General features: G+C 53.2%; 14 protein-coding genes. 10 read left to right on the top strand and 4 right to left on the bottom strand.

The features are described 5' to 3' along the window. The first annotated feature begins 3 nt into the window (after positions 1 to 3). From ACOSDR_RS12655 to ACOSDR_RS12640, 4 genes are all read left to right on the top strand, one after another. Positions 4 to 426, top strand: a complete 423-nt coding sequence (locus ACOSDR_RS12655; RefSeq protein WP_420723825.1) for a PaaI family thioesterase — start codon at positions 4 to 6, stop codon at positions 424 to 426. Positions 427 to 671: 245 nt separating this feature from the next. Next, a complete protein-coding gene (gene rplM, locus ACOSDR_RS12650; protein ID WP_420724109.1) occupies positions 672 to 1136 on the top strand; it encodes a 50S ribosomal protein L13 in 465 nt (154 codons plus the stop codon). A 2-nt stretch (positions 1137 to 1138) separates the two neighbouring features. Further along, on the top strand, positions 1139 to 1642 hold the full coding sequence (gene rpsI, locus ACOSDR_RS12645) for a 30S ribosomal protein S9 (RefSeq protein ID WP_420723824.1): 504 nt from the start codon (positions 1139 to 1141) through the stop codon (positions 1640 to 1642). Between the two features lie 279 nt (positions 1643 to 1921). Then, entirely contained in the window at positions 1922 to 3721 is a 1800-nt protein-coding gene (locus ACOSDR_RS12640; protein ID WP_420731513.1) for a hypothetical protein, read from the top strand. A 235-nt stretch (positions 3722 to 3956) separates the two neighbouring features. Here the strand turns inward: ACOSDR_RS12640 and ACOSDR_RS12635 are convergent, their stop codons facing one another. Next, positions 3957 to 4367 (bottom strand): winged helix-turn-helix transcriptional regulator, encoded by a 411-nt coding sequence (locus tag ACOSDR_RS12635; protein ID WP_420731512.1) that lies wholly within the window; start codon positions 4365 to 4367, stop codon positions 3957 to 3959. Positions 4368 to 4468: 101 nt separating this feature from the next. Between ACOSDR_RS12635 and ACOSDR_RS12630 the strand changes: the two genes are divergently transcribed. Both ACOSDR_RS12630 and ACOSDR_RS12625 read left to right on the top strand, forming a co-directional pair. Next, positions 4469 to 5269, top strand: coding sequence for a YdhR family protein (locus ACOSDR_RS12630; protein ID WP_420731511.1), 801 nt, complete (start codon positions 4469 to 4471; stop codon positions 5267 to 5269). Positions 5270 to 5483: 214 nt separating this feature from the next. Continuing rightward, the gene (locus ACOSDR_RS12625; protein WP_420731510.1) at positions 5484 to 5939 is read left to right on the top strand and encodes a hypothetical protein; all 456 of its coding nucleotides are present in this window, start codon (positions 5484 to 5486) and stop codon (positions 5937 to 5939) included. Here the strand turns inward: ACOSDR_RS12625 and ACOSDR_RS12620 are convergent. After that, entirely contained in the window at positions 5919 to 6815 is an 897-nt protein-coding gene (locus ACOSDR_RS12620) for a LysR family transcriptional regulator (RefSeq protein WP_420731509.1), read from the bottom strand. The two genes, ACOSDR_RS12625 and ACOSDR_RS12620, sit on opposite strands and share 21 nt — an antisense overlap. 101 nt (positions 6816 to 6916) lie before the next feature. Here ACOSDR_RS12620 and ACOSDR_RS12615 point away from each other — a divergent pair, with 101 nt between their 5' ends. Both ACOSDR_RS12615 and alaS read left to right on the top strand, forming a co-directional pair. Then, the gene (locus ACOSDR_RS12615; protein ID WP_420731508.1) at positions 6917 to 7486 is read left to right on the top strand and encodes an NnrU family protein; all 570 of its coding nucleotides are present in this window, start codon (positions 6917 to 6919) and stop codon (positions 7484 to 7486) included. A 219-nt stretch (positions 7487 to 7705) separates the two neighbouring features. Further along, positions 7706 to 10360, top strand: coding sequence for an alanine--tRNA ligase (gene alaS, locus ACOSDR_RS12610; protein WP_420731507.1), 2655 nt, complete (start codon positions 7706 to 7708; stop codon positions 10358 to 10360). Between the two features lie 21 nt (positions 10361 to 10381). On the opposite strand, the gene ACOSDR_RS12605 is transcribed toward alaS, so the two are convergent. Beyond that, positions 10382 to 10585: a hypothetical protein gene (locus tag ACOSDR_RS12605; RefSeq protein WP_420731506.1), complete on the bottom strand. Its 204-nt coding sequence runs from the start codon at positions 10583 to 10585 to the stop codon at positions 10382 to 10384. A gap of 27 nt (positions 10586 to 10612) precedes the next feature. Here ACOSDR_RS12605 and ACOSDR_RS12600 point away from each other — a divergent pair, with 27 nt between their 5' ends. Both ACOSDR_RS12600 and hisI read left to right on the top strand, forming a co-directional pair. Continuing rightward, positions 10613 to 11536: a GNAT family N-acetyltransferase gene (locus tag ACOSDR_RS12600; protein ID WP_420731505.1), complete on the top strand. Its 924-nt coding sequence runs from the start codon at positions 10613 to 10615 to the stop codon at positions 11534 to 11536. A 33-nt stretch (positions 11537 to 11569) separates the two neighbouring features. After that, a complete protein-coding gene (hisI, locus tag ACOSDR_RS12595; protein ID WP_420731504.1) occupies positions 11570 to 11977 on the top strand; it encodes a phosphoribosyl-AMP cyclohydrolase in 408 nt (135 codons plus the stop codon). 3 nt (positions 11978 to 11980) lie between these two features. Here the strand turns inward: hisI and ACOSDR_RS12590 are convergent, their stop codons facing one another. After that, a complete protein-coding gene (locus ACOSDR_RS12590; RefSeq protein WP_420731503.1) occupies positions 11981 to 13204 on the bottom strand; it encodes an MFS transporter in 1224 nt (407 codons plus the stop codon). Between the last annotated feature and the right edge of the window lie 1048 nt (positions 13205 to 14252).

Here is a 14252-nt window from a genome sequence, read left to right as displayed (position 1 = left end):
CATATGCCATCGGACAAACTTACCCAGGCTCAATTAGATCACATCCTCAATACGGATGCCCCCTTCTCCGCCCATTATGGCTTTATCGTTGAAGAATTCGACAAGGGCACGGCCACAATCCGGCTGCCCTATGACACGCGCCATATTCGCCCCGGTGGCACGATCAGCGGCCCTGCCATGTTCGCCCTGGCCGATTTCGGGATGTATGTCGCGGTTATGGGCGCAATTGGGCCCGTCGCGCTGGCGGTCACAACCAACATGACCATCGATTTTCTGCGCAAACCGGCAGAGCGTGACCTGATCGCGGATGTCCGCCTGATCAAACTGGGTAAGCGCCTTGCAATCGGCCGGGTGGAGATCCGCGCGGAGGGCGAAGACGATATGTGTGCCCATGTAACCGGCACTTATTCCATCCCGCCGCAATGACTCTGTTCGGTCCAAAATGCGATTTTTTCCGCAAAAACAGTCACTTTTTATGAGGTATCATAATACCGTTAAGTTAATTAATTGAAATATAACGATTATTTTTAATATAGGCCGAAAAACAGGCATTGACGTTCCCCCGGACAGGGGCTATCAACCGCCGTCCCTGACGTGGGTTGGGAAACAGACGAAACGGCCAAGGCAGCGCCCCATGCGCGACCGGCCCTTAAGAATGGCAGGCAGCAATGATGAAAACTTATTCGATGAAGCCGGCGGAGGTCCAAAAGACCTGGTTCGTCATCGACGCACAGGACATGGTCCTGGGCCGTATGGCTTCTGAAATCGCAAAAATTCTGCGCGGCAAGCACAAGGCGGGTTACACCCCCCATGTCGATTGCGGCGACAATGTCATCGTCATCAATGCGGAAAAGGTGAAACTCACCGGCCGCAAACTGGCAGACAAGACCTATTACTGGCACACCGGCTATCCGGGCGGGATCAAAAGCCGCACGGCTGGTCAGCTGCTCGCCGGTCGCTTCCCGGAACGGGTTGTCGAAAAGGCGGTTGAGCGCATGGTGCCCCGGGGTCCTCTGGGCCGCGTGCAAATGAAGAACCTGCGTGTTTATGCCGGGACCGATCACCCGCATGAAGCACAGCAGCCGGTGGCGCTGGATCTTGCAGCCCGTAACCCGAAGAACAAGCGGAGCCAGTAATCATGGCCGATGAACAGCAAACACTGACCGATCTGTCCCAACTGGGCACCGCCACGGGCGTGACCAGCGCGGCTGTTGCACAAGCAACCACCGCCCCGGCAGAACCTCAAAAAGATGAATTCGGCCGCGCCTATGCGACCGGTCGTCGTAAAAACGCCATTGCCCGCGTCTGGATCAAGCCAGGGTCCGGCAAGGTCACCGTCAACGGCAAGGATCAGGTCACCTATTTCGGTCGCCCGGTTCTGCGCATGGTACTCAAGCAGCCTTTCGAAGAAGCCGAACGCGTCGACCAGTTCGACGTGATGTGCACCGTCAATGGTGGCGGCCTCTCCGGTCAGGCAGGCGCCCTGCGTCACGGCATCAGCCGCGCGCTGGTAAATTTCGAGCCCGCCCTGCGCGGCCCTCTGAAAGCCGCAGGCTTCCTGACCCGCGATAGCCGTAAGGTCGAACGTAAGAAATACGGTCGCGCGAAAGCCCGTAAGAGCTTCCAGTTCTCGAAGCGTTAAGCGACGATACTGCACGACAAGAACAAGCGGCCTCTCCTTACGGAGGGGCCGTTTTTCTGTTTGGGCTGATCTTGGCTAGACTCAGTTAGATCAGGCGTAGTTACCATCATCATTATTAGGGAAAGTGCGCGATAAATCCAAAGGCTATACAAAAACAGCAAGCACGATTTTGAATCGGCTTCACGTATGCGTTTGACAACTAATTACCTTAGCTTGGCCATTGCAATTAATTGGTGTAGAAAAAAGGAATAAAAGAAAAACTTTTAATGGATGAGGTAAATGCTTTACAGAAACACAGACCACTGGACAGACAAAAATTTATATTCTGGGCTGCTATTCTTTGCTCAACGTCTTGATGAGCTATCCTTTGAATACACTATCGATAGTTATAAGGCGCCAACAACAAATGTAGCTTTTTTGGCTCGAGAGTGTCTCACTAGATTTGAGGAATGCGAGAAGCTTGAAGTATCATATAACTCTAGTTTTCATATCCTTGATGAACTTGAAAACAGACTATCAGAAAACCTTATTGTAAGGTCTTTATTAAGTCTTAACTTAGAAAATTATTTAAAAATTGATCGAAAAAATATTTCTGAAATAATAAAAAGACTCAGTATTCTAAGGAGAGAGATAGATCCACACGCTTACTTTCTTAAAATAACAGAATTAACTCCACCACTTATAAAAACAAATAGAAAGAAGGATTTAAATTTTCTCGCCCGTGAATTAGTAACAACATTAGTTGGGCTTAAAGTTAACCTTAGCTACATAAACAAGACCGTCCGTGATACATTTTTTTCTAATCGACCTGTAAATGACGAAACTGATTTGGAACATTTTTTTCGTATAGTTTTTCCTCACCGGCATAAATTTAAAGTTGCGCTAAAGGTAAGTGGCTCACTAAAGGATATTCACGAAGATATTTTTAATGGTTTCAAATTCGAGTTACTTGATTCTATAACGGATTTCTTTTCAAAAGACATAAAAAAGCAAGAGTTTAAGAAGATAAAAAAGGAGCAACATTTCGTTGTTCAAAAAGAAGTTTTTGCTACAGATGCAAATGAGGCCATCCAAATATCTAGCAAAAACTTATCTCGTCTTTTTAACCTATACCGCCTGTTTAATCACAAAGCTGTTTACGAACTATGGGACTCAGGTATGGCAGAGCAGGTTTGTTGCTCAAAAGGAATGTCCCTCGTTCCAACTCACGTAAACCGAATGCAACACATACTAGATAATAGACCAAATGCCGCCTCACATAAGTTGTCAGCATTGATTAAAAACAGAAAGCTTCCCACAGGCAAAGATAAAGAAAGCTTTTTTCGAGTTATTGATTTTCATGGGATGAGCTTAGATTCCAATATTGTTGAAAATCAATTGTTAAACTTATGGACCTGCTTTGAGACGATTGTTCCACAAAAAAACCAAGGAACAACGATATCTAATGTTGTAAGAAGCGTACACCCATTTATCGGAATCCAGTATTTTAGACGACTTTTTGTTTGCATATCATTCGATTTATTGCGGTGGAATAGACGGATTCTTACTGATTTTTTAAAGGTTTTTAAATTTCCAAGTGAATTTGACCTCATTGATAAGGTTTTTTATTTTATAACCTCTGAACATACTGATAAAAATATTAAGGATTTATATACAAAACTTGGTGATTTTGAATTACTAAGGTTTAGAATTTTCCAACTGAGAGAAAACTTTAAAAGTCCAAATACAGCAATAGAAACTCTGGACAGACATCAACAGCGATTTGATTGGCAAATGTACCGCATTTACCGTACGCGAAATGCAATCATACATTCTGGGAGTACACCTCACTTTTCTGGACTTCTTGTTGAAAATGCGCATGATTACTTCGATCAAGTTTTTGATCTCACTTCTTCTCTTTCTAGGGGATACAATGCACTTATGAACTTCTCAGAATGTTTTAATTTTGTTGAATTGCGATATGCACAATATCGTCGTGACTTAAAAAAAATGAATGAGTTTTCTATGTCTGACGTAAAAAGTGTTTTGTGGGTACCGAATGACGGGCCAAATAAGAGTCAACTTTTTCGTGACGCTTGAATTTTACTTTTATCCGATATATCTTTTTTTGATACTGAAAAAATAGCTTATTTTATTCTATAAATAATTTTTTTTATTTGTATTTTCTCTTTTTAGATATTTTTTTTCTATTGTATAAATTGAGATGAATTCGTTATCCTTTCAGGCATCAAAGCGCTGAAGGCAGTACGGCACAACGAGAACCTTCTGCATTTCCTAATGGAGGGGCCGTTTTTTTTGTTTGGACTGTATTGGATCAGGCTCTTCCCTTAATCAGAGACTCTGTGAAACCAGCGCGATCTGTCTTAATCTTGTGTAACACTTCCCGCAGGGCCGAGGGGCGGGAATCGTGTTTGCCACTCCACAGCACGATTTCAATTATGATTGGGGCTAGGTCCCTGCCCTTTTGGGTCAGGGTATAGAGATAGCTGCGCCTGTTTTCGGCATCCTGTTCTTTTTCGATAATGCCCTCTGATTCCAGATGCTTCAGGCGGTCCGCCAATATGTTGGTGGATATCCCCTCTTCTATCCTTTGCAATTCCCCATAGGTCTTTTTGCCCTTCAAAAGCATTTCCCGAATGACCAGCAAGGTCCATCGATCCCCGAATGTGTCGAGGCCAAAGGCTATGGGGCAGCCGCTGTCGCGGAGAGATCTTTTTTCGGTCATAGGCTGAGTGTAATTATTCCACTTGCAAAACACAAGTTAATATGAGAATTCTATTTCACTTGCAAAATGCAAGTTATTAAAAATTTGAAAGAGAGGACCAAATGACGACCGACCCTCAGGGCGATATCCATCCACCGACGGCCATCACCCGTCGCAACACATTAACTCTATTGGCAACGGCACTCGCTGGAGGCCTGGCCCATTCAATCATCCCAACCAGCGCAACAGCTGGCGACCAGATCGCAACGCAACTCGCAAAGGATACAAAAATGACCCCCATGGCATTCGTTTATACGGAAGTCCAAGTCTCCGTTCCGTTCGATCAGGCCCCTTGGCATGAGATCAACAAGACAATCCAACAACAACCGGGATTCCTGAACAAAACCTGGCTTTCCGGCGTTAAGACAAACTCGCTAGGCGGCGTCTATGCCTTTGACAGCATTGAAAATGCCACTGAGTTTGTAACCGGCTATTTCCCACGAGAGGCGGCCTCCTTTGGATCGGCCCACAACACCCGTGTTTTCGATGCAGAAATCGTTCGGGACGCCAGTCTGGGCCTAAACTCCCCTCACTTTGGGGGTGTGCCAACGCAAAAGCCTGGTGCCTTTGTCTATACGGAGGTTCAGATCAATGTGCCGTTTGAAAAGGCGCCTTGGCGGGACCGCAATCCCGTCCTGGCACAACAACCCGGACTGATCGCCAAGACATGGTTCAGCGGCGTAAAGACGAATACATTGGGCGGCCTGGATGCCTTTGACACATTGGAAAACGCAACCGCCTTCGCGCTGCAAGACTTTCCAAAGGCAGCCAAAAAGATGAACTCAGCCTTTTACACCCGCATCTTTGACGCCACCGTCACCGAGGCCGCCAGCCGGGAAATGCATTCCCCCTATTGCGTCTGACACTGCGCGCGACGGATAAGACATAACAAAATACGAGAAGCGTCGCCCGTAGGGCGGCGTTTCTTTTTATCGCGTGGTAATATCTATAGGTGATTGACCTATCAGCGAACGACATATCCCTTACTGGTGAAAATAATAATTGGAGCGTTCGCATATGTACATGTCTCAAGTGTTTCCGAAACTTCGTTCCCTTTATCTCTTAGCAATAATCCTAATGCCCATAAGCCCAATCGATGCCCATGATGTTCTGAATGTCGATACAAGCATTCTTTCAGGCGTCTATGAGTTGAAGGAGATAACAGCCGCTGGTATCTATTCCTCTGGCGAAGACGCGGAAGCGCAGGCGTTTCTGGGGCACTTTCTGACCATCCATGGCGATCATGTCGTTCTGCCAACAGCAGAGCTATGCCATATCAATGCCATGGAACGCCAAACCCTAAAGAATGATCGCGAAACCTTTGGTACGGCTGGAGGTTCCTGGTCAAATGTCGGTTTGCAAAAAACATCAGACGATGAGTATGACGTCACAGTACTATCCTTTGATTGCAGCGGCCCCTTTAGCACGATGATCGCACAGCCAGAATCAGGCACTTATCTGCTATCCTATTGGGGGTGTATCTTATTCTTGGACGCGAATAGCGCGCTCCGGTCAGGCCAAAGTTTGACTTAAAACATCAAACACGATGCGGATACGGCGATTGGTGCGCAGTTCCCGATGGGCGACCAACCAGATCGGAACCGCCATTGGGGCCAGCCTGGGAAAGGCCCGCTCGATCCCCTGAACCCGGTCTGCGACTTCTTCGGGCATCACCCCTAATCCCAGACCATTCTGCACCATTGCCCACGCTACCGCTTCGGTCTGGCAGGTGATGCGCAACGCACCCTGATCGGCCAGGGATGGCATATTCAGGCCCATATCCACCAATCGGTCGATCAGGGTATTGCTGCGTTCATATCCGATGAAGGACATCTGTGTCAGATCATCCTGTGGGCCGGGCCGACCGATCTGATCCAGATAGGCCGTCGTCGCATACAGGCGCATAGAAACATTGCGGATGAACTTCGCAATCAGGTCGCCCTGGGTGGGGCGAATATGCCGTATGGCGATATCCGCCTCCCGATGCTTCAAATCCTGCACATCGGTTGACGCGATGATCTCCACCGTGATTCCGGGGGCTGTCTGGCGCAGCTTTTTCAAGGCCGGCGGCAGCAGGTTGGCCGCCAGACCATCGGTGGCCGTGATACAGACATGCCCCTCAACGCTTTGGGCATGGCCTGAGGCGGTCAGGGAAATTTGTGTCGCCGCCTCCCCCATTGCCTGCACATGATCCAGCAGTTCCCGACCCGATGCCGTTAAGGTCAAGCGGCGTCCTGTCCGCTCAAACAGGGCCACGTCAAAATGCTGCTCCAGCGCCGCGACCTGTCGGCCCAATGTAGGCTGGGTCAATCCAAGTGCGCGACTGGCTGCAGAGAATGACCCTTCCTGAGCCGTGACCAGAAAGGCCCTGGCCAGATTCCAGTCGAATGTGATCGATGTCCATTTCATGCATTTATGCATAGCATATAGACACAATACGGCAATTCCCTATTTATTTTGCATGGTCTATACCCCGCCGCAGTAAACACAAACGCGAAGGGATGTGGGACATGATTTGGCTGATATCCGGTATAGGGCTGTGGATCTTTGCGCATCTGTATCAGCGGGTCCTCCCCGCCCACCGCGCCGCCTTGATCGAACGCTGGGGAGTAAAGCGGGTAAAGATCGCCATCGCCCTGGTCATTCTGATCAGCATTATCTTGATGACGATTGGCTATCTGCAATCGGAACTGATTTATCTGTATGCCCTGCCGGTCTGGGTTTGGCATTTGAACAATGCAATGATGTTGATTGCGCTGTTTCTGATGGAAATTGGCCGCGTGCGCGGCATGGTGCGCAGCAAGATACGGCACCCGATGTTGGTCGCTGTCATTCTGTGGTCGATTGCACATCTGCTGGTGAACGGGGATCTTCCCTCTGTCCTTCTATTTGGCGGTCTAGGCCTTTGGGCATTGGGTGAAATGGCATTGATCAACATCACAGAGGGGGCCTGGAAGCGCCCAGAACCCGGAAGGTGGATCAATGACCTGAAGATCTTAGCCGTTGCCAGTGTGATCTATGGCGTGGTTGTCGGCATTCACTATGGTTTGGATCACCCTGTTATCGCCCTTCTGTGGTGATCAGGGTTAGCCCCTTTCATCACGCCGCACGGAGGGTGTCCCCTGGTCGCGGCGCGTATGCGCATTGACGGATCGATACTGTAGGACCGCATGCGCCCTGCCCTGGACACGGGAATACAGCATCCGTGCCGCCATCCTCTGGACAAGTAAGGGTTAGAAGGCTACTTACTCTGGCCCGGCTGATGGCTGGATCGGTTTGTGTTTCTAAGGATAATGACCATGGCAAGTGCCAACGACATTCGCGCCAAGTTTCTGGACTATTTCGGCCAGAATGGACACCGCATCGTAGACAGCTCACCCCTGGTGCCGCTGAATGATCCGACATTGATGTTCACCAATGCCGGTATGGTGCAGTTCAAGAATGTCTTCACCGGTCAGGAACATCGTGACTATGTCCGCGCGACCACCTCGCAAAAATGCGTGCGTGCCGGCGGCAAGCATAACGACCTGGAAAATGTCGGCTATACGGCCCGCCACCACACCTTCTTTGAGATGCTGGGCAATTTCTCCTTCGGGGATTATTTCAAGGATACAGCGATCGAACTGGCCTGGAATCTGGTGACCAAGGAATACGGCCTGCCGAAAGACAAGCTGCTGGTGACGGTCTATTCAGACGACGATCAGGCCTTTGATCTGTGGAAGAAAATTGCTGGCCTGCCGGAAAGCAAAATCATCCGCATCCCGACCTCAGACAATTTCTGGCAGATGGGCGATACCGGCCCTTGTGGCCCCTGTTCCGAGATCTTCTATGACCATGGCGACAAGATTCCAGGCGGCCCTCCCGGCAGCCCGGACGAAGACGGCGACCGGTTCATTGAAATCTGGAATCTGGTCTTCATGCAATATGAGCAGATTGAGCCCGGCAATCGCATTGCGCTTCCCAAACCCTCCATCGATACCGGCATGGGGCTGGAGCGGATTGCTGCGGTGCTGCAAGGCAAGCACAACAATTACGACATCGATACGATGCGCGCCATCATTCTGGCCGTGGCAGAAGCGACAGGCGTTGATCCAGATGGCCCGCAAAGCGCCAGCCACAAGGTGATCGCAGACCATTTGCGCGCCGCCTCTTTCCTGATCGCCGATGGCGTGCTGCCCTCCAATGAAGGGCGCGGTTATGTGTTGCGCCGGATCATGCGCCGCGGTATGCGTCACGCCCATATGCTGGGTGCACAAGAACCGCTGATGCATCGTTTGGTCCCGGTTCTGGTGAAACAGATGGGCGGTCATTTTGAAGAATTACGCCGCGCAGAGGCCTTGATCACAGAAACGCTAAAACTTGAAGAGTCGCGTTTTAAGAACACGTTAGATCGTGGCCTTAAACTTCTTGATGAAGAATTGGCAGATGTACCGGAACAGGGTGAATTGTCCGGTCGTGTGGCCTTCACCCTGTATGACACCTATGGATTCCCGCTGGACCTGACCAAGGACATTCTGCGCGGTCAGGGCCGCAGCGTGGACGAGGCTGAATACACCGCCGCGATGGAAGAACAGAAGGCCAAGGCCCGCAAGGCCTGGTCCGGGTCCGGCGATGCCGCAACAGAAAGCGTCTGGTTCGACCTGCGCGACCAATTGGGGGCCACGGAATTCTTCGGCTATGAAACAGAAAAGGCCGAGGGTGTGGTCACCGCCCTGGTCAAGGATGGCAAGCCCGTCGATACCCTGGAAAAGGGAGATCAGGCGATCCTGATTGCCAACCAGACCCCCTTCTATGGCGAAAGCGGCGGCCAGATGGGCGATCAGGGAATACTGAAAACCGCTGATGGTGCCGTCTTCACCGTGACGGATACCCAGAAGAAGCTGGGCGATATGGTGCTGCATATCGGCACCCTGACCGAAGGCAGCCTGCACCGGGGCGATGCCCTGGAACTGCTGGTCGATGGGGAACGCCGGTCCAAGCTGCGTGCCAACCATTCCGTGACCCATTTGGCCCATGAAGCATTGCGCCAGGTTCTGGGCGATCATGTAACTCAAAAAGGGTCCCAGGTGAATGCCGACGCCATGCGCTTCGATTTTGCTCATCCAAAGGGCTTGAGCCTGGAGGAAATTGATCAGGTAGAGCGTTTGGTCAATGCGCAAATCCGCATGAATGCCCCCGTCACCACCCGCCTGATGACACCTGACGAGGCCATCAAGGCCGGTGCCCTTGCCTTGTTTGGGGAAAAATATGGTGAAGAAGTCCGCGTTGTTTCGATGGGTGCGCCCAAGGGCGATGCGTCCGGCCATGTCTATTCAACGGAACTGTGCGGCGGCACCCATGTGCGACGCACTGGCGATATCGCCTTGTTCAAGATCATCAGCGAAAGTGCTGTTGCCTCAGGCGTGCGACGCATTGAATGCCTGACCGGGCAAGCGGCGCTTGATTATCTGGCAACCCAGGAAAGCCGGGTTAAATCCATCGCGGCGCAGATGAAGGTCAGCCCCGCCGATGTCACCGACCGCGTTGTCAGCCTGATGGAAGAGCGCAAACGGCTGGAGCGGGAAGTGTCCGACCTAACCCGCAAGCTGGCCGCTGGCGGTGGCGGCAGCGGGGCCCCGCAGGAAGCCAAGGAAATCGCAGGCATCAAATTTGCCAGCCGGGTTCTGGACGGGGTATCCCCCAAGGAATTGAAACCCCTCGCCGATCAGCTGAAAACGCAATTGGGATCTGGAATTGTGGCGGTGATCGCGGTGAATGATGGCAAAGCTTCCCTGGTGGTCGGTGTCACCGATGACCTGACGCAGCGCTTTGATGCCGTTTCGCTGGTACGTGCCGGGGCCGAGGCGATGGGCGGCAAAGGCGGCGGTGGACGCCCGGATATGGCACAAGCCGGTGGGCCAGATGGGGCCGCGGCGGCGACCGCTGTTGCTGCGATTGAGGCCGCACTGGGATAGACGCGCTCTCTGCTTTATGGCTTATTCCAACAGGCACAATACGCCATAACAGGCGCCAAATCCGAACCGGAAAATGGCATAGAGCAGGATGTCCAGGATCAGCATCGCCCCCAGAAACAAGACCACGGCCCGCCAGGTGATGCGCATGCGCCCTTTTCCCCGGCGTGATTGCGTTGCGCCAGGAGCAGCATATCCCGCCAGTTTCCTGCGCTTCTGTTCTCCCATACCACACTCCCTTCCGTAGATGGCTAGATGAGCACGATCCAACTGGATTGGGAAAGCCCCGATGAAGAGACATGGCGTCACAGGATCACAGCCTGTGGCCGCAGCACTGCCTTTCAAAGCTGGTCCTGGGGCTCTGCCAGCATGGCGGTTGGCGATACGGCGGGATTGCACCGCGCCTATATCTTAAAAAATGGCCGCCCGGTCGGTCTTCTGCAAGTCTTCGACCAAAAACGGCTGGGCCTGTTCACTTTGGGACAGATATTGCGGGGTCCGTTATTTTTTCACCCTGTCATGCCGGAAGATCGAATCGACGCCCTGCGCGCCGTGCAATCCCACTATTCTTTAAGCCGTCTTAAACGCCTATCGATTTTGCCGGAGCTACCAGATGGACCCGCAACACAGGTCCTACTCAATGACTCTGGCTTTCATCAAGTCTTGCCAGAGTATGATACGGCCTGGTTGGATTTGAAGCAGCCTTTGGACAGTCTGCGCGCACGGTTTCGCCAGAATTTCCGCAACCAATTACGCCGCGCAGAAGATCACGACATACGCTGTGCGATAGAAGAGGACCCCAGGCCCCTTCTCGCCCTCTACGATGCGCATCGGGCCAAGACGGGCTATTCCGGGCCCAGTGGTGCCATGCTGTCCAGCCTTCCCGCGCAGGATGGCCTGTGTCTGCAGGCCTATGCCCCAGACAATCACTTATTAGCCGGGGTATTTTTCGTCCTGCATGGCGTGGCGGCCACCTATCAGGTGGGCTGGACATCACCAGAGGGGCGTGCCTGCCATGCCCATAATCTGCTGCTGTGGCGCGCCCTGCCCGCCTTGACCGATCTGGGCATCCGCCATCTTGATCTTGGGGGTCTTGATTGGAACAAGGCCCCTGGCGTTGCGCATTTTAAGACGGGTCTGGGTGGCGAGAGCTTTTCCCTGCCCGGCACTTTCGTGTAAAGAATCCCAATCCTATTCCGTTGGAGACCTATCATGCCCTTCCCCGACCCGGCGAGCCTGAGCAAGACAGAGCTAGAAACCGGCAGCCGTCTGGCCCCGAAATTTGATGCCAATGGCTTGATTGTGGTGATGACCGTCCATGCCGATACCGGCGAGGCGCTGATGGTCGCCTATATGAATGCCGAGGCGCTGCAACGTACCCTGGCGACGGGAGAGGCGCATTACTGGTCCCGCAGCCGTCAGGAGCTCTGGCACAAGGGCGCAACATCCGGACAGGTGCAAAAACTCGTCGAATTGCGGGTCGATTGCGATCAGGACGCCATCCTATTGCGCGTCATGCCCCAGGGCGATGGCGGATGCTGTCACGTTGGCTATCGCAGTTGCTTCTATCGCAGCGCATCGACAGACGGCACATTAACAACAATTGATACCAAGCTGTGATCGTTATTCCGCAGCAGCAGGCGTCATTTTAGGCGCCACCGGGGTTTCTTCATCCGGCAGACGCGGCAGCAGCAGTGCCACCATCGTGACCAGAACGGCCAGAACGCTATAGGCTAGCAGCAGATCGGTGAACTCACCCGTCGAATGGCGCACTTGTGTGATCAGATACAGGCCCACCGGTCCGGCCCCGAAGGAAACAACGAATTTCGCCCCAAATACCAGGCCTTGATGGTTGGCCGGTGCAAAGCGCGACAGCATCATATTCTCCGCCGGCAAAATCGCCGTGCCCGCCATGGCCAACAGGACTGCCGCCAGCCCAAGCGGGATGCCGGAATATTCCGCCAGAACAAACAACAGGGGTGCCTGAAACAGCCACAGAAGCACATAGACCCGTTTCAGGTTATAGCGATCCGCCAGAACCCCGCCAACCAGCTGCATCGTCGCCCCAATGCCATAGACGACCCCAACTGCCGTCCCGACCAGACCGATCTGACCAGACAGCAGATCAACCATGCGTTCTTCAAACAGCTTGGGCATGATGTTCTGCACGGTATTATATATCAGCCCCAACATGCACATTGGGATCATCATCAGGGCGACGGCTTTCAAATTTCCCGCTGCGCTGGCTTTGCTGATGCGGTTCGCGGCAACTTTCGCCCCTTCTGCAATCCAACCGGTGCGCAGGGCATAAAACATCGCAATGCCTATCGACAGGCAGATCACCCCTGGAATGACAAAGGCACCACGCCAGCCAAAGATTTCAATGATCCAGCCGGTCAGCATCGCGGCCCCGGCGGCGCCCATGCCGCCAAATATACCATTGAAGGCCAACCGCATGCCGGTCTTGCCCTCGCTGGTCTTGATCACCCAGGGAATGCCGACCGGGTGATAGATCGCACCAAACAGGCCCAGGCCGCCCAGAAAGATCATCAGGGCGGTCTGTGTCTCGACAAAACCACACAAGATCGTGGACAGGCCCATGCCCAGAAACATAACAACCAGCATGCCCGGACTGGACCAGCGATCCGCCAGCCGCCCCGCCGGCAGGGCGCAGAACCCGATCAGCATGGCGGCCGGAAACCAAAGCTGCATCAGCGCCTCATAAGGCGTCTGCCAATCCCGCTCTATCGCCAGAACGATGGTAAAATACATCGCGGCAAAATAGTGGAACAGAAAATGCCCAGCGTTGGAGAAACCCGCAGCCAGCTTTGGGGATGGTGTCGACATACCGAAATCCAAAGAATTTCACGAGAGTACAGTCATCGCATCATTCACGAGTTTGCTCAACCATAAGGACCTGCACAAAACCTATGAAATCCCAGACCAGATTGCCCCCACGCACCATTCGCACCCGCCGCCCTGGCTCCCGGATCACGTCCGGGATGACGGTATTTCGAGACAAACGACCCCTCACCCTGAGGAGCGTAGCGTCTCGAAGGGGGAGCCCGCTGGAAGCACCCGCCTTACAGCCCCTCCTTCGAGACGGCGCTATCGCGCCTCCTCAGGATGAGAATGGGACCCCACGCCCCGTCATATTCGCGCAGGCGGGTATCCAGGGCCACAAGCACCAATCGCGCCTGCCGCCCTGGACCCCGGATCAGGTCCGGGGTGACGATGTGTCAACAAACGCGCCCTCACCCTGAGGAGCGCAGCGTCTCGAAGGGTGAGCCCACTGGAAGCACCGGACTTACAGCCCCTCCTTCGAGACAGCGCTACCGCGCCTCCTCAGGATGAGAATGAAACCCCACGCCCCGTCATATTCGCGCAGGCGGGTATCCAGGGCCACACGCACAAATCGAGCCTGCCGCCCTGGACCCCGGATCAGGTCCGGGATGACGGTATTTCGAGACAAACGACCCCTCACCCTGAGGAGCGTAGCGTCTCGAAGGGGGAGCCCTCTGCAAGCACCGGACTTACAGCCCCTCCTTCGAGACGGCGCTACCGCGCCTCCTCAGGATGAGAATGGGACCCCACGCCCCGTCATATTCGCGCAGGCGGGTATCCAGGGCCACAAGCACCAATCGCGCCTGCCGCCCTGGACCCCGGATCAGATCCGGGGTGACGATGTGTCAGATAAATGCACCCTCACCCTGAGGAGCGTAGCGTCTCGAAGGGGGAGCCCTCTGTAAGCACTGCGCTTACAGCGCATCCTTCGAGACGGCGCTACCGCGCCTCCTCAGGATGAGAATGGGACCCCACGCCCCGTCATATTCGCGCAGGCGGGTATCCAGGGCCACAAGCACCAATCGCGCCTGCCGCCCTGGACCCCGGATCA

This window comes from Hwanghaeella sp. 1Z406, assembly GCF_048892425.1.
Lineage (GTDB): Bacteria > Pseudomonadota > Alphaproteobacteria > UBA8366 > Aestuariispiraceae > Pacificispira.
This window is presented reverse-complemented; position numbering and strand designations above follow the sequence as displayed.